The organism is Janthinobacterium sp. LS2A (assembly GCF_036543145.1).
In the GTDB taxonomy this organism is placed as follows: Bacteria; Pseudomonadota; Gammaproteobacteria; order Burkholderiales; family Burkholderiaceae_D; genus Janthinobacterium; species Janthinobacterium aestuarii.
Window position 1 is genome coordinate 434,242 of sequence record NZ_JAZHPB010000005.1, and the last position, 15,504, is coordinate 449,745.

10 protein-coding genes and 1 pseudogene are annotated in these 15,504 nt (G+C 63.8%); 7 read left to right on the forward strand and 4 right to left on the reverse strand.

Features of this window, described 5'->3' with window-relative positions; translation table 11 throughout:
• Positions 1-220 precede the first annotated feature (220 nt).
• The 4 genes and pseudogenes from V3C40_RS17335 to V3C40_RS17350 form a co-directional block, all read left to right on the forward strand.
• A pseudogene (locus V3C40_RS17335) lies at positions 221-364 on the forward strand (phage tail protein); the annotation flags it as partial.
• 99 nt (positions 365-463) lie between these two features.
• Positions 464-721, forward strand: coding sequence for a phage tail protein (locus V3C40_RS17340; RefSeq protein ID WP_331778102.1), 258 nt, complete (start codon positions 464-466; stop codon positions 719-721).
• A gap of 30 nt (positions 722-751) precedes the next feature.
• Positions 752-1,285 carry a phage tail protein gene (locus V3C40_RS17345; protein WP_331778074.1) on the forward strand — a complete coding sequence of 178 codons (534 nt, stop codon included), beginning with the start codon at positions 752-754 and terminating at the stop codon, positions 1,283-1,285.
• Between the two features lie 48 nt (positions 1,286-1,333).
• Positions 1,334-1,867: a phage tail protein gene (locus V3C40_RS17350; RefSeq protein ID WP_331778075.1), complete on the forward strand. Its 534-nt coding sequence runs from the start codon at positions 1,334-1,336 to the stop codon at positions 1,865-1,867.
• Between the two features lie 63 nt (positions 1,868-1,930).
• On the opposite strand, the gene V3C40_RS17355 is transcribed toward V3C40_RS17350, so the two are convergent.
• From V3C40_RS17355 to V3C40_RS17370, 4 genes are all read right to left on the reverse strand, one after another.
• Positions 1,931-2,224, reverse strand: a complete 294-nt coding sequence (locus V3C40_RS17355) for a DUF6916 family protein (protein ID WP_235194233.1) — start codon at positions 2,222-2,224, stop codon at positions 1,931-1,933.
• A gap of 165 nt (positions 2,225-2,389) precedes the next feature.
• Positions 2,390-10,006, reverse strand: a complete 7,617-nt coding sequence (locus V3C40_RS17360; RefSeq protein WP_331778076.1) for a putative Ig domain-containing protein — start codon at positions 10,004-10,006, stop codon at positions 2,390-2,392.
• A 479-nt stretch (positions 10,007-10,485) separates the two neighbouring features.
• Entirely contained in the window at positions 10,486-12,498 is a 2,013-nt protein-coding gene (locus V3C40_RS17365; protein WP_331778077.1) for a S9 family peptidase, read from the reverse strand.
• Positions 12,499-12,685: 187 nt separating this feature from the next.
• The gene (locus V3C40_RS17370) at positions 12,686-13,594 is read right to left on the reverse strand and encodes a LysR substrate-binding domain-containing protein (protein WP_331778078.1); all 909 of its coding nucleotides are present in this window, start codon (positions 13,592-13,594) and stop codon (positions 12,686-12,688) included.
• 158 nt (positions 13,595-13,752) lie between these two features.
• Between V3C40_RS17370 and V3C40_RS17375 the strand changes: the two genes are divergently transcribed.
• Genes V3C40_RS17375 through V3C40_RS17385 form a run of 3 tightly spaced genes read left to right on the forward strand, consistent with a single transcriptional unit; the run spans position 13,753 to position 15,493 of the window.
• On the forward strand, positions 13,753-14,298 hold the full coding sequence (locus V3C40_RS17375) for a sugar ABC transporter (RefSeq protein ID WP_331778079.1): 546 nt from the start codon (positions 13,753-13,755) through the stop codon (positions 14,296-14,298).
• 7 nt (positions 14,299-14,305) lie between these two features.
• A complete protein-coding gene (locus tag V3C40_RS17380; protein ID WP_331778080.1) occupies positions 14,306-14,632 on the forward strand; it encodes a hypothetical protein in 327 nt (108 codons plus the stop codon).
• 21 nt (positions 14,633-14,653) lie between these two features.
• A complete protein-coding gene (locus V3C40_RS17385) occupies positions 14,654-15,493 on the forward strand; it encodes an MBL fold metallo-hydrolase (protein WP_331778081.1) in 840 nt (279 codons plus the stop codon).
• Positions 15,494-15,504 lie beyond the last annotated feature (11 nt).

The window sequence follows — 15,504 nt, forward strand, 5'->3', positions numbered from 1 at the left end:
GCGCTGCCCATTCCGGGCTCTTCTACAGTGCCAACATATGTTGACGCTTGCCATATGACAACGTATGCTACTCCGAGATTTCAATAAAGTAACTATAACAAAAAGGGTTTTTTAAAACGCAACATTGATTGCAAATGGAAAATATTATTCGTTTGCCATTGAGCTGCATTCCAACCGTGGGAGAACGATGATGGCTGATGTGTATCTAGGACAAATCATGATGGGCGGCTTCAATTTTGCGCCGCGTGGCTTTGCAGCATGTAACGGGCAATTGCTGCCCATTGCGCAGAATCAGGCGCTGTTTGCACTGCTGGGTACCGCTTACGGGGGGAACGGCAGTAACACCTTTGCCTTGCCTAACTTGCAAGGCTGTACCCCGGTTGGCGCGGGTGCTTCGGTCGATGGCGCGTGGCAACCATCGCCATACCAGACCGGTACGCGGGCGGGGCAGGAGGCTGTCACCTTGCTACCGACCCAAATTCCGCCGCACACGCATGCGGCCAATGCGGTGACGACGCCGGGCACCTCGAAAAACCCCACCAATACCCTGTTTGGCGGCAGTGGCGCGGAATCCATCTACGGTTCGGCGGGACCGCAAGTGACCCTGTCCAGCCAGACCTTGGCGTTGGCCGGCGGCAACCAGGCGCATCCCAACATGCAGCCGTTCTCGGTCATCAACTTCAATATCGCTTTGAGCGGTATCTTCCCGTCGCGCAACTAACGAATCCGCCACCTCTTACGGAGCATAGTCATGACCACACCCTATGTCGGCGAAATTCGCCTGTTTGCCTTTTCCCGCATTCCCAGCGGCTGGTTCGCCTGCGACGGCAGCCTGAAATCGATCGCCGAGAATGAAGTCCTGTTCGTCCTGCTGGGCACCACCTACGGCGGCGACGGGGTCAACACCTTTGCCGTGCCCGACCTGCGCGGCCAGGTTCCCCTGCACATGGGTACCGGCCCCGGCCTGAGCAACCGTCCCCTCGGGCAACGAAGCGGCAGCGAATCGGTGACCCTGCTGCCGACCCAGCTTCCTTTGCATACGCACCCGTTCAGTGTGAACAGCACCCTGGCGACGTCGAACGTGCCGGCGGCCAACCTGCTGCTGACTGCCCCGTCGAATAACGACAAGATGTACACGAGCGATCTGACCGGCCTGACCGCCTATGCACTGGCACCGGCCTCCACGGGCGCGACAGGCGGCAACCTGCCGCACGAGAACACCATGCCAACCCTGACAGCGTCCTTTTGCATCGCATGGGCAGGCATTTTCCCATCGCCGCAATAACAGCCGGCACGCAAGCGCAGCCCCTAAAATCGATCAGGAGAACCTACCGTGACCTCACCATACCTTGGCGAAATACAAGTCTTCGGCTTCAATTTCACACCCTACGGATGGGCCAGCTGCAATGGCGCCACCCTGCAGATACAGCAATATTCAGCCCTGTTTTCCTTGATCGGCACGCAGTATGGCGGCAATGGCACCACCACCTTCCAGTTGCCCAACTTCACGGGACGCGCGCCGTGCAGCCAGGGCCAGGGGCCGGGCCTGACACCGCGCGTGATGGGCGAGACCTTCGGCACCAACAGCGTCACGTTGAACACCACGGAAATGCCGAACCACGCCCACCAACTCAATGTGTACCGCCAGCCCACCGCCGCCCTGCAGCACAACACACCGCTTCCGGGCGATGGCTTGATTGCGCTTGGCGGCACGTCCGCGTTCGTGCCGGCAACGCCACCCAATGTATCGCTGTCCCCGACCGCGATCGGTAGTGCCGGTGGCGGCCAGGCGCACGAAAACCGCCAGCCGATGCTGGCGTTGAATTTCTGCATCGCGCTGCAAGGCGAATTCCCGTCATTCGACTAAGTTGGATTCATCCAGGCAGGCGGCGCCAGCGCGGTGCCGCCCTGCCCTTCTCGCGTACCGGCCTCAGTTGAATACTGCCTGGTACAGAAAGCCGTGGCTGTCACGCGCCACCGGCACCAAAAAGATACCCACCTCGCCAAACGCCTCATGCTGCATCTGGAAGATTTTCTGGCTGAACAGGATGGGGGAGCTATGGTGAAACAGCAGACTGAACGGCTTGCGCATCAAGCCCTCCAGGGTCGCTGACGGCAGCGGCTGCACTTCCTTCAGGACAAAGGCGGCATTGCCGTCACTGGCCGCAATAAACGTCTCGTTGATGCGCGCGGCAAAATGTTCAAGGGTCAGGACAGTCATCATTCCAGGCATTCCATTCCGTAAGCAGTGTGGTGAAGACGATGCCTGATTCTAATGGAATCATTGCTGTCCCGGCACGGCAATGACATGAAAAACCAGGCGCCACATGCGCCGCGGGGCGGAAGCACCGGCTCCCGCCCCGCGGCGTCACTTCCTTGATTCACAACGCTACTTGAGCGGCATCGCGATACCGAACATCACGGACTGGGTACGTCCGCTATCGATATTCAGATTGCTGTTGTAGTCCAGCGTGATGGTCATGCCGTTCGACAGCAGCAGCTTGACGCCCAGGCCCGCCGCCCAGTTGCCCGTCTGCTGCGGCACCGTGCGGATCACGTACACGGGACCGTCGGCCACCAGGTCGGCATACGCCAGGCGCGCATCGTCGGCGCCCTGGAACTGGTGCCGGTACTCGAGCCGCGCGCGCGGGAACCACGTGCCCAGGCCGCCCACATAGATGCCCTCGGCCCGCACACCGAGCGCGCCGATGCGCGAACGCACGGTCTGCTTGAAGTAGCTCAGGGCGTTGATGCCCCCCGCCTTTTCCGTGTACGGATCGAGCTTGGCCGACATCAGTTCCACGCGGCCGTACGGCGACCACATCCAGGTGTCATGGCGCATCTCGATGCCGCCGACGACTGCGCCGAACACCTGCTTGCCGTCGCGCTCGCCCGTGGCGAAACCGCTGCCATCGGCGAGGTAGCGCGATGCGTCGTATTGCAAGGTGCCGTAGCCGAGCACACCGTCAAGGAAGACGCCCTTGCTCGGACGCAGGCTGCCATACACGGCCGCCACGGCGCTGTCGGCCGTGCTGCGGCTGCCGTTCTGGCCCACGTCGCTGCGGTCATGGCTGAAACCGGCGCCCACGCCCAGGGTCACCAGGTCGCTGAGGCGGTAATCGCCGCCCACGCTCACGCCGTTGGTGCGGAAGCGGAAGCCCGTGTCGCGGCCATTCACATAGTGCTGGCCGAAATCGACCGCGCCACCGAGCCATAGCGCTAAGGCCTGCTTCTGCGTATCGGGCTTTTGCGGCATGTCCGGCAAGCCGCTGGCAGCGCCGCTGACGTCCATCTGTTGCCGCTCGCCGCTGAAACCGGCGTCATGCTGGCGTAAGGCCGCCTTGCGCATGAATGGTTTGACGGCCGTGCCGAACACGCGGTCCGCTTCGTCCGCCTGCCAGCGCGCCAGCGCCGCCGTCGGATTGCCGCTGTCGTTCGGCGGCGTCAGGCTCAGGCCAAAGCTCGAGCGTCCCCAGCCATCGCCATGCAGGCTTTCCAGGCGCTGCGTGAAGTTCGACAGCTGCGCACTGGCGAAACGCCGCGCCGCATCGGCTTGCGCCGCCTGCAGGCCGATCACTTCCGGATCGACCGACGGGTCGCGCCGCGCCGTCACGGTGACGTTGACTACGCCCGGCTTCGAGGTGGCAAAGGCATTGCTCAGGGTGTAGCTGACGACGGCCGCGCCGGCGAACTTGCCCGAGGCCGCAAAACTCAGCTGGTACGACGGCTTGCCGGCCGTGCCGATATCGCGCACCACCACCTTGCCCGCTTCCGCCGGCGCCACGCTCAGGATATTGGCCGCTGTAAACGGTCCGCCCGTGGCGCCCGCCGTCAGATCGACAGTGACCGTCAGGCCGGCCACCACGGTGACGCTCTGGCTGAGCACTTGCGGCATCGGATTGACGGTAATGGTCGACGTCACCGGCGCCGAGGTGCCGAACGCGTTCGACACGGTGTAGCCGATGCGGATCTCGCCGCTGGTATTGATGCCTGGTGTGTAGACGATGTCCATGCCATTGACCACCGCCGTGCCGCTGGCCGGCTGCGTCGTGATGGCCACCGCCGTGAACGGCCCGCCCGTGGCGCCTTGCGTCACGTTCAAGGTCACTGGCGTGCCGGCCAGGACCGTCGCCGTCTTGGCGACAGGTACGGGCACCGGCTGCGGCGCCACCGTCACGCTGACCGTGGCGGGCGCGGAGGTGCCGCCCGGGCCCGTCGCCGTGTAGCTGAAGGCGTCAGGACCGAAATAGTTGGCATTCGGCACATACGTCACCTTGAAAGAGCGGCCGCTGCCGCCGCCCGCCGCGCCACTCGACACCACCGTGACGGTGCCATGCTGCGGCGGCGTGACGATGGTCACCGCCGTGATCGGGCTGCCATCGGTGGAAGCGATGGTCAAGCTCACTTCCTGGTTGGCCGAGGTGGTTGCCGTTTCATTCGGTACCGGTGGCGGCGCCTGGTTCACCTGCAGGGTCAGCGCTTGCTGCACCGTGAACTGGTGCACATCCTTGGCCTGCAAGGTAAAGGCAAAGCTGCCCGCCACCGTCGGCGTGCCACTGACGATGCCGGTGGCCGCATCGAGCGCCAGGCCGGTCGGCAAAGCGCCGCCGCTCACGGCATACGCATACGGCGCCACGCCGCCGCCGGCCGTGAAGGTCTGGCTATACGCATCGCCGGCGCGGATCGCCGCCAGGCTGGCCGGCGTCAGTGTCAGGATCGGCGCCGCGACGGCCAAGGTATAGCTGTTGGTCGCGCTGAACGGCGCCCCCACGCCCGTGCTGCTGTCCGTGACCTTGATGCTGAACGGGAAGCTGCCCGCCACATTCGTCGTGCCGGACAGCACGCCAGTCGTCGTATTCAAACTCAGGCCGACGGGCAAGGTACCCACCACGGCATAGCTGTAGGGCGCCGTGCCGCCCGTCCCCGTCAGGGTCGCGCTGTAGGCCGCTTCGGCCGTCGGGTTGGGCAGACTGGCCGGGGTCAGGCTGACCGAGGCTGACGCGACCGTCAGCGTATAGCTTTGCGTGCCGGTGAACTGGTGCGCATCTTCCGCCTGCACGGTCAACGTAAAACTGCCGGCCGCCGTTGGCGTACCGCTGAGCAAGCCGCTGCCGCTCAGAGTCAGGCCCGCCGGCAGGCTGCCGCTCGACACCGTATAGGCATACGGAGCGACGCCGCCATTGGCCGTCAGTTGCCGGCTGTACGCCGTGGCCGCTGTCGCTGCCGGCAAGGTGGATGGCGTGACCGTGATGGTTGGCGCGCCGACGCTCAGGGTGTAGCTGTTGGTGGCGCTGAACGGCGCCCCTGCCCCCGTGCTGCTGTCCGTGACCTTGATACTGAACGGGAAACTGCCCGCCACATTCGTCGTGCCGGACAGTACGCCGGTCGATGCATTCAGGGTCAAGCCGGCCGGCAGGCTGCCGCTGGTCACGCTGTAGGTATAGGGCGCCATGCCGCCCGTCGCCGTGACGCTGACACTGTAGGGGGATTCCGCCACGGGATTGGGCAAGGTGGCCGGGATCAGGCTGACCGCGGGCGCGCCCACGGTGACCGTCACGGTGGCCGGTGCCGAGGTGCCGCTGCCATTCGTGGCCGTATAGGTAAAACTGTCGCTGCCGCCGTAGCCGGTCGTCGGCGTATACGTGATGCCGGTACCGCTGGCCGTCGCCGTGCCATGTGCGGGTGGCGATGCCACGGCCACCGAGGCCGCAGTGCCGCCGCCCAGGTTCAATGGAACCGGGTTGGCGCTGCTGCCGTAGGCCACCGTCGTGGTGACGGCGCCGGCGACAGGCACGGCGACCGCCACCGTGCCGGTGTAGGCACGGACACCGGTATATGGTCCGCTGCCGCTGCTGCTGTCTGTGGCCGTGATGCTGAAGCTGTACGCACCCGCCACCGTCGGCGTGCCGGACAGGGTCCCGTTCGCCGCCAGGCTCAAGCCCATCGGCAGGCTGCCAGCCGTCACGGCATAGCTGTACGCTGCCGTGCCGCCCGTGGCGCTGACGCCCTGGTTGAAGGCCACGCCGGCCGTCATGGCCGGCAAGGCCGCCGGCGCGATGCTGATCGCCGGTACCGCCACCGTCAGCGAATAAGCCCGCGAGCCAGCATAGGGACCGCTGCCCGTCGAACTGTCCGTGGCGAGCACGGTAAAGTTGAAGGTACCGCCCGCCGTCGGCGTACCCGCCAGCAGACCGGCATTGGACAAGGTCACGCCGGCCGGCAAGGCGCCGGCGCTGACGGCATAGGTGTAGGGTGCAAGACCGTTCGCGGCCGTCAGGGTCTGGCTGTAGGCCGCACCGACTGTGGCACTAGCGATGCTGGTTTGCACAATCGTCACCGTCGGCGTGCCCACGGTGATCGTCACGGTGGCCGCCGTCGAGGTGCCGATGCCGTTGCTGGCCGTGTAGGTAAAGCTGTCTGACCCGCCGTAACCGGCCGTCGGCGTATAGCTGATGCTGGTGCCGCTGGCCGTCGCCGTGCCATGGCTGGCGGCGGATGCCACCGCCACCGAGCTTGCCGCGCCGCCGCTCAGGCTCAAGGTGATCGGATTGGCGCTGCTGCCGTAGGCCACCGTGGCGCTGACGGCGCCGGCAATGGGTGCACCCGGTGCCACGCTGCCGGAATAGGCGCGCGAGCCAGAGAAGGGAGCGCCTGCGCCAGTGCTGCTGTCGGTAGCGGTGATGGTGAAGCTGTATGCGCCCGCCGCCGCCGGCGTACCGGACAGGGTGCCGTCCGCCGCCAGGGTCAAGCCGGTGGGCAAGCTGCCGGCGGTAACGGCATAGCTATACGCTGCCGTGCCGCCGGTGGCGCTGACGCCCTGGCTGAAGGCAACGCCGGCAGTCATGGCCGGCAAGGCAGACGGCGCGATGCTGATCGTTGGCGCAGCCACCGTCAGCGAGTACGCACGCGCGCCAGTATATGGGCCGCTGCCCATCGAACTGTCCGTGGCAAGCACGGTAAAGTTGAAGGTGCCAACAGCAGTCGGTGTGCCCGACAGCAAACCGGCATTGGACAAGGTCACGCCGGCAGGCAAGGCGCCAGCACTGATGGAGTAGCTGTATGGCGTGGCACCGTTCGCGGCGCTCACGTTCTGGCTGTAAGCAGTACCCACCGTGGCCGCGGGCACGCTGCCTGGCGCAATCGTGATGGTGGGCACGCTGACCGTGATCGTCACGGTGGCCGCCGTCGAGGTGCCGATGCCGTTCGTGGCCGTATAGGTAAAGCTGTCTGGCCCGCCATAACCGGCAGTCGGCGTGTAGGTAATGCTGGTGCCGCTGGCCGTCGCCGTGCCATGGCTGGCGGCAGATGCCACCGCCACCGAGGTTGCCGCGCCACCGCTCAGGCTCAAGGTGATCGGGTTGGCGCTGCTGCCGTAGGCTACCGTGGCGCTGACATTGCCGGCAATGGGCGCACCCGGTGCCACGCTGCCGGAATAGGCGCGTGAGCCAGAGAAGGGAGCGCCTGTGCCGGTGCTGCTGTCGGTGGCGGTAATGGTGAAGCTGTAAGCGCCCGCTGCCGCCGGCGTGCCGGACAGAGTACCGTCCGCCGCCAGGGTCAAGCCGGCGGGCAGGCTACCAGCGGTAACGGCATAGTTATAGGCTGCCGTACCGCCCGTGGCGGTGATAGCCTGGCTGAAGGCGACGCCTGCCGTCATGGCCGGCAGGGTCGACGGCGCGATGCTGATCGTTGGTGCCGCCACCGTCAGCGAATAGGAACGCGCACCAGCATACGGGCCGCTGCCCGTCGAACTGTCCTCGGCGCGCACGGTGAAATTGAACGTGCCTGCCGCCGTCGGCGTGCCCGAGAGCAAACCTGTGGACGTATTCAGGCTCACCCCGGACGGCAAGGCGCCAGCGCTGATCGCATAGGTGTAGGGCGCGGCGCCATTCGCGGCGGTCACGTTCTCGCTATACGCCGTCCCCACAGTTGCTGCGGGCACGGTGCTTGGCGTAATCGTGATCGTGGGTCCGCCAACCGTGATCGTCACGGTGGCCGGCGCCGAGGTGCCGATGCCGTTGCTGGCCGTGTAGCTAAAGCTGTCCGGCCCGCCGTAGCCTGGCGTCGGCGTATAGGTGATGCTGGTGCCGTTGGATGTCGCCGTGCCATGGCTGGCGGCGGATGCCACGGCCACCGAAGTTGCCGCACCCCCACTCAGGTTCAGGGTGATCGGGTTGGCGCTGCTGCCGTAGGCCACTGTGGCGCTGACAGCACCGGCCGTCGGCGCACCGGCCGCTACCGTGCCGGAATACGCACGCGCACCCGTATAGGGTCCGACGCCGCCACTGCTGTCGGTCGCGGTGACCGTAAAGCTGTAGGCACCAGCAGTTGTGGGCGTGCCGGACAAGGTACCGTTCGCCGCCAGGGTCAAGCCCGCAGGCACGCTGCCGGCGGTGACGGCATAGCTGTACGCTGCCGTGCCGCCGCTGGCGGTAATGCCCTGGCTGTAGACCACGCCCACTGTCGGCACCGGCAGGGTCGACGGGGCGACGCCGAGCGTCGGCGACGCCACCGTCAGCGAGTAGCCGCGCGCACCGGAATACGGGCCGCTGCCAGTCGAGCTGTCCGTGGCCCGCACGGTAAAGTTGAAGACGCCGCCAGCCGTCGGCGTGCCCGACAGCAAACCGGTGGCGGTATTCAGACTCAACCCGGCTGGCAAGGCGCCGGCGCTGATCGCGTAAGTATATGGCGCGCCGCCGTTCGCGGCGGTCACGCTCTGGCTGTAGGCCGTCCCCACAGTTGCCGCCGGCACGGTGCTTGGCGCAAGCGTGATGGTCGGTCCGCTGACCGTGATCGTCACGGTGGCCGGCGTCGAGGTGCCGATGCCGTTCGATGCCGTGTAGGTAAAGCTGTCCGGCCCGCCGTAACCTGCCGTCGGTGTATAGGTGATGCTGGTGCCGCTGGCACTTGCCGTGCCGTTGCTGGCGGCGGACGCCACCGCCACGGACGTCGCCGCACCGCCGCCCAGGTTCAGGGTGATCGGGTTGGCGCTGCTGCCGTAGGCCACTGTGGCGCTGACAGCACCGGCCGTCGGCGCACCGGCAGCCACCGTGCCGGAATAGGCGCGTGCGCCGGAGTATGGTCCGGCGCCGGTGCTGCTGTCGGTGGCGGTGACGGTAAAACTGTAGGCACCGGCCGCCGTGGGCGTGCCGGACAGGGTGCCGTTCGATGCCAGGGTCAAGCCTGCGGGCAGGCTGCCGGCCGTTCTGGCATAGGTGTACGTGCCGGTGCCGCCGCTGGCGGCTATCGTCTGGCTGTAGGCGAGACCGGCTGTCATTGCCGGCAGGGTCGTCGGCAGGATGGCGATGGTGGGCGCGGAGACCGTCAAGGTATAGGCGCGCGTGCCATTGACGGCCAGCGAGTCGGTGGCGCGCACGGTGAAGTTGAAGGTGCCGCCCGCTGTCGGCGTACCCGACAGCACACCGCTACCACTCAAGCTCATGCCAGCCGGCAAGGCGCCAGCGCTGATGGCATAGGTGTACGGCGCCGCGCCACCCGTCGCCGTCACGGTTGTTGTGGAGTAAGGCTGGGCCACCGTGGCATTCGGCGCGGTGGCCGGCGCCAGCACGATGGCGGAGGTGATCGTGACGTTGTACACGATGGGCTGCCCCACATCGTCCCTGACGGTAAACGTGTCCGAGGTCGCGCTGAGATTGGTATTCCGGTAGCGCACGGCATTCGTGGCATTCGAATCTTCCAGCGTGCCATACAGCGGCGCCACCAGAGTGCCCGTCAGGCCGAACTGAGAGCAAGGCGCATTGGTGTAATCCTCGTAATACTCGCCCCCCGCGACGATGCTGACGGCGCGCGGGCTCGGGCAGGTGCTGGCGGCGGAAGCCTGGCTGGATAAGAGGGACAGCAAAAGAAACAGCAGGGTTCCCGCCAGGCGCATCAGCCACGATGGCCCCAAGCCTTGAGCTGGCGGCGCGCCATGGATCCCGGCAATGCAGCCGTCAACACCGCGGACAGGCGTGAACAGCCATCCAAATTTCGTGAAATTTAGAAACATTTGTCTTCCCTCGATACATTTATCTTGACGCTGGACCTTGTACGGATAACGGTCATGGCAAACCTGCACGCCGATAACAGCAACCTTCAACAGGCCTGAAGATGGCTTCCCAGCATGATTGAACCTTGCTTTACGTCAATCTATGCTACTACGACTTACAAGGAAAGTAACTGCGAGATATTATCAAATAGGGAAGTTTTTTAACGAAAAACAATTATTGTTGAAATGGTGTATTTATCTGGCAACAGAATTGAAAGAGAATGCCTCATGGAGGGCTGGATTGACCAACTCGCCGTGTGTCATGCCAGTGGTTCATCGGGCGTGGGGGCAGCGAACCGGCGTTGCGCACCCCAAAGTCAGTTGTACGCACGCAACGCCGGAGACTGTCATCTTGCAAGCCACCCGCCCATAATTCTTGCCGGCGGGCGGCATGGCCTGCCAGGCAGTTTGCCCGGCAGGCCGCACCACCTGGTGGCCGCTTACTGCATGGCTTGCTGCAAGCCCGGCGCAAACTCGGCGCCATGCTTGATCTGCGCCGTGGACGCCTTCAGGGTGGCGCCGATCGGCTCGGCGCGGCCAGCCAGGCATTGCCCCAGGAAGTTCTCCGTCACGGCATTGAAGGCGATGTTGTTGACGGGCCGGGCAAAGCCATGGCCTTCATCGGGGAACAGCACATACGTGACGGGGATATTCTTCGCTGCCATGGCCGCCACGATCTGGTCCGATTCAGCCACGTTGACGCGTGGATCGTTGGCGCCCTGGCCGATCAGCAGCGGACGCTGGATGTTCTGCGCAAAGTTCAGCGGCGAGCGCTCCTTCAGCAGCGCCTTGCCCTCTTCCGTGGTCGGGTCGCCCATGCGCTTGTAGAACTGCTGCTTGCCCGCTTCCCAGTACGGCGGGATGGTTTGCAGCAAGGTAAACAGGTTCGACGGGCCGACGATGTCGACGCCGCAGGCAAACGTCGTCGGCGTGAACGCCATGCCGGCCAGGGTGGCGTAGCCGCCGTACGATCCGCCCATGATGGCCACCTTGTCGGCCGTGGTCACGCCGCTCTTGACGGCCCACTGCACGGCGTCGAGCAAGTCGTCATGCATCTTGCGGCCCCACTGCAGGTCGCCGGCCGAGATGAACTGCTTGCCGAAGCCCGTCGAGCCGCGGAAGTTCACGGACAACACAGCGTAGCCGCGGTTGGCCAGCCACTGGTGGTAGCCGTTGTAGCCATAGGTGTCGCGCGCCCAAGGGCCGCCATGCACCAGCAGCACCATCGGCACCGCCTGCGTGGCCTTGCCGCCAGCCGTCGCCTTCGATGCCTGCGGCAAGGTCAGATAGGACACCAGGGTCAGGCCGTCGCGCGCCTTGAGTTGCTGCGGATACATGGGCACCAGCGGCGCGCCTTCCAGTTCCGGACGCGTCACATATAAACGCGTGAGCTTTTTGGTCTTGCGCTCGTACAGCCAGCTCGATGGCGGCGCCGTGACGGCATCGACGGACACCAGCCACTTGTCGTCGGCATCCGTGCGCGACGTCACTGTGAACTGGCCCTTCGTGTTTTTCTTCAGGAAGGCCAGGTCGGCTTTCAGGTCGTTCGTCAGCGGCAGATATTCCTGCTGCAGATAATTGACCGTATAGGCCTGCACCTGGCCCGTGCGCGTGTCGTACAGCGCATCGGCGATGTCGGAGCGCGGGTCTTGCGCCACGACCGTGCTCTTGCCGCTGGCCACGTCCTGCGCCAGCAGCGCCGAAGTATTACGGCCGCGCGAATCGGTCCAGTACAGGGTCTTGCCATCGACCGTGAAGGCCAGCGGCGCCGTCGTCTGCGAGTCTTCCAGGCCGACTTCAGCCAGCGGCGTGCTCTCGACCTTGCCGTCCGCCAGGCGGAAATACTGCATGCCGCCATCGGCGCGTGCCTTGCTGGCGATGCGTAGATTGAGCAGTTCATCGGCCAGGTAGCCGCCATAGCCATCGTTCTGCTGCACCAGGGTCAGCTTGCCGCTGGCCAGGTCCAGGCTGTACACGTCGTGCCAGCGCGCATCGCGGTTATTGATGCCGACGAGGATGCGGTCCTTCACCTTGCTGCTGATCTGGACGATCCGCACGCGCGTCTTCTCGAACGGCGTGTAGTTGATCTGCTTGCCGCTCGCCACGTTCACGCCGTACAGCAGGAAATTCTCGTCGCCGCCCTTGTCCTGGATGAACAACAGGGTTTTCGAATCGGGCGACCAGAAGCTGCTGCGGATGGGCCGCACCTTTTCTTCCGTCAACGGACGCGCCTGCGCCAAGTCGCCTGCCGGCGCCACCCATACATTGAGCACCCCATCGCGCGGCGCGATCCACGACAGCCACTGCCCATCGGGACTGAGCTTGCCGCCGGACTTGCTGGGATTGCCAAACAGCTTGGCCCGCTCGATCAGCGGCGTTTCCTTGACAGGGGCTTGGGCGTGCGCCGGCAGTGCGCTGGCGAACAACAGGACAGGCAGGACATAGCGAATCATGGACACCTCATGGTTGTGGATGAAGGAAAACATGCTAATTGTGCATGTGCCAGCACATCATAGGCCAAAGCCATGCCATCCAGTTGATGACAGTGATGAAGAACGCAAATCGGGGGATGGAATGCAGGAAAGAGAGAATGGACCGCGACGCAGGCGAACATCGCAACGCTGGGCCGCGCTTGATCGGCTAGGTCTGCGCTCCAAGCATCGTTGTGTTCTTCGCCTCGGCCAGTATCCATTGCGCAAAGGCCTGGACCGATTTTCCGCTCAAGCCGATGGGCCCGGGAAGGACAATGCAAAAGGTCTTGGAGATGGTTTTTCCATCGGGCCATGGAGCGGCCAAGCGGCCTTGCGCCAACTCGGTTTCCACGTAAAGGCGCGGCACCAGGGCAACGCCAAGGCCGGCCAATGCCGCCTCGATCAGCATGGCATGCAGATCGTAGCGCGCACCGATCGCAGGATTGCTCAGCGCGACCCCGGTTTCCCGGGAATAACGTTCCCAGGCATCCGGGTTCTGCCGCCGATGCAGCCGCGGCAGCGTGTCCAGTGCCGTTGCTCCTTTGCCCTCTTTCAGAAGTGCGGGATGGCAAACTGGCACCAGCACCTCATGCAGCAACGGATACGTACGCATTCCTGTCCAGGCCGGATGATCGAAATGGATGGCGGCATCGAAGCCGCTGCCGGCAAGAGCGAAGGGTTCCATCCGCTCTGCAAGATGCACGCAAATGTGCGGATGCTGCTGCTGGAATTGTGGCAAGCGGGGAATCAGCCACCGCATCGCGAACGTCGGGATGACGGCAATGTCGAGACTTGCACCATCGATGGGCTGTCCCATCAGATACTGGCTGTCTCGCTCCAGCCGGTCGAGCGACTCGCGCACTTGCGCCGCATAACGCTCCCCGTTCGGCAATAGCCGGACACGATTGCCGACTCGTTCAAACAAGGTAACGCCAAGAAAGACTTCCAGCCGGCCAATCTGCCGGCTGATGGCCCCTTCCGTCAGCGACAACTCCGCCGCCGCCCGGGCGAAACTGCCATGGCGGGCAGCGGCCTCGAAGGCCATCAGTGCGGCGTTGCTGGGGATCTTGCGGCGCATGAGAGTTCCTGATACAGAGCCAGGCAAGCGGCTCAACTTGATGTTTGATCATGGAAGGATACCAAAAAATCGATTTATACGGTGAAATTCAAGGCGCACAATGACTGAACATCAACAAGGAAGGCCGGTGCGCACAGCGTCCGGTCACGAGCGATCTCATGATATATACCGTCGAATGCAGCTTTGCCGATCCAGCCAGTGAAGCGCAGTGGAATCATTTCTATAGCCTGGAAAAACTGCCCGCCCTCATTTCGGTGAGCGGCTTCCATACCTCGCAGCGCTTCAAGGCCTTGAGCGCCGGTTGCCCTGTCTATCTCGCCATGCATACGATCGACAGTCTCGATGTGCTTCAGGGAGAAGAGTATCGGCAGAAAGGCGGCGGCAATTTCGCGCGCTGGCAGCAACACATCAGCGACTGGCACCGCAATCTGTATGCCGGCCTTGAGCGCGCACCGGCCATCGGCGCAGACGACTATCTGGTGACGAGTACGGTCGGCCCGGAGCCGCTTATCGACATGGGCCTCGCTCCCTGTCGGATGCAGGCTGTCGCGTTGGAAAGGTTTCCTGAATATCGATGGGTGGCGAAGATGGGGCGCGCCACTGGCCCCGGCATGCATCAGCTGCCGGAGGGCGTCCATCTGTATGCGCCCATGACCGGTCAGTTGACGAGCGGCAGCGACATCGCCGCGCACATTTCGCGGTAGAGCCCACATGCCCAACGTGACGATTTTCATGCCAACAGAAAAGATGCCGCCGGATGCAAATCTGGCGGCACTCACCGACCAATGTACCGAACTCTGCACAGGGATGCTTGAAGCTGCGCTGGTGAACGTGCACATCATCTATGTCGGTGTCCATCATGGCCGGGGGAATCCGGCCTATGCGGAAATCCAATACCGGCTTGTACCGTTCAGGACGAAAGCAGTCATGGATGTGTTCATGGAAAGGCTGGAGGGCATCATCAAAGCAAATACCGGCCTTGCCGCACGCATCCGCTGTTTTGGCTATGCGACCCAGGCCATTCATGCACGCAATTGATTATCAGATAGGAATACGGCAATGAACCACATACCATTTCCCAGCCAGCAGATAGGCGAGTTTTCGATCACGGCCATCAGTGACGGCCACCTGTCCGCCAGTCTGGATTTGCTCTCCAATATCGATGTGATGCATGCGTCAAAATTGCAGCAAGACGCGGGGGTGAACGATCCCTCTTCCATCCATATCAACTGCTACCTGGTGCGCGGCCGTGGCCGCACAATCCTGATTGATGCGGGTGCAGGCGGATTCAAGCAATGGGGCGGCAAGCTGAAAGTCAATCTTGCGCTGGCTGGCGTACAACCTTCCGACATCGACACGATACTGCTGACGCATGCGCATCCCGATCATGTCGGCGGGCTGCTTTATGCGTCAGGAGAAGCCGCCTTTCCCGACGCGCAGCTGGTGGTTCACCAGCATGAGGTTTCTTTCTGGGAGGACGATGGCAATCTCAGCCGGGCAAGTGATCGCGCTCGCGGCAACTTTCTGTTTGCCCGGAAGGTGTTTGAAAAGTACCGGGAAAAGATGCGCTTGTTCACTGAAAACGAAGTTCTCCCGGGCATTAGTGCGATGCCGCTTCCCGGACATACCGCAGGGCATTCCGGTTATCGCATCGAATCCGGTGGCCGCAGTCTGTTGATTTGGGGGGATATTGTGCATTTCCCCCAAATCCAGATTGCGCGTCCCGATGTATCCATTGCCTTCGACCAGGATCCCCTGCTGTCGGCCGCAACACGCTCAACACTGCTCGATGTGGTCAGCGCCGACAACATCCTCATCGCCGGCATGCACCTTGGCGAACTCGGCTTCGCGCGCATCCGGCGCAAAGGCAATCTCTACAAGATAGTCTACGAAGCCTAGCGGCTGCCCGC

What these genes read in the sequence shown, in the direction of transcription:
- V3C40_RS17345 (WP_331778074.1), top strand. Translation starts at nt 752, where the DNA reads ATGACCACACCCTATGTCGGCGAAATTCGCCTGTTTGCCTTTTCCCGC.
- V3C40_RS17355 (WP_235194233.1), bottom strand. Translation starts at nt 2,224, where the DNA reads ATGATGACTGTCCTGACCCTTGAACATTTTGCCGCGCGCATCAACGAG.
- V3C40_RS17360 (WP_331778076.1), bottom strand. Translation starts at nt 10,006, where the DNA reads ATGTTTCTAAATTTCACGAAATTTGGATGGCTGTTCACGCCTGTCCGC.
- V3C40_RS17365 (WP_331778077.1), bottom strand. Translation starts at nt 12,498, where the DNA reads ATGATTCGCTATGTCCTGCCTGTCCTGTTGTTCGCCAGCGCACTGCCG.
- V3C40_RS17370 (WP_331778078.1), bottom strand. Translation starts at nt 13,594, where the DNA reads ATGCGCCGCAAGATCCCCAGCAACGCCGCACTGATGGCCTTCGAGGCC.
- V3C40_RS17375 (WP_331778079.1), top strand. Translation starts at nt 13,753, where the DNA reads ATGATATATACCGTCGAATGCAGCTTTGCCGATCCAGCCAGTGAAGCG.
- V3C40_RS17380 (WP_331778080.1), top strand. Translation starts at nt 14,306, where the DNA reads ATGCCCAACGTGACGATTTTCATGCCAACAGAAAAGATGCCGCCGGAT.
- V3C40_RS17385 (WP_331778081.1), top strand. Translation starts at nt 14,654, where the DNA reads ATGAACCACATACCATTTCCCAGCCAGCAGATAGGCGAGTTTTCGATC.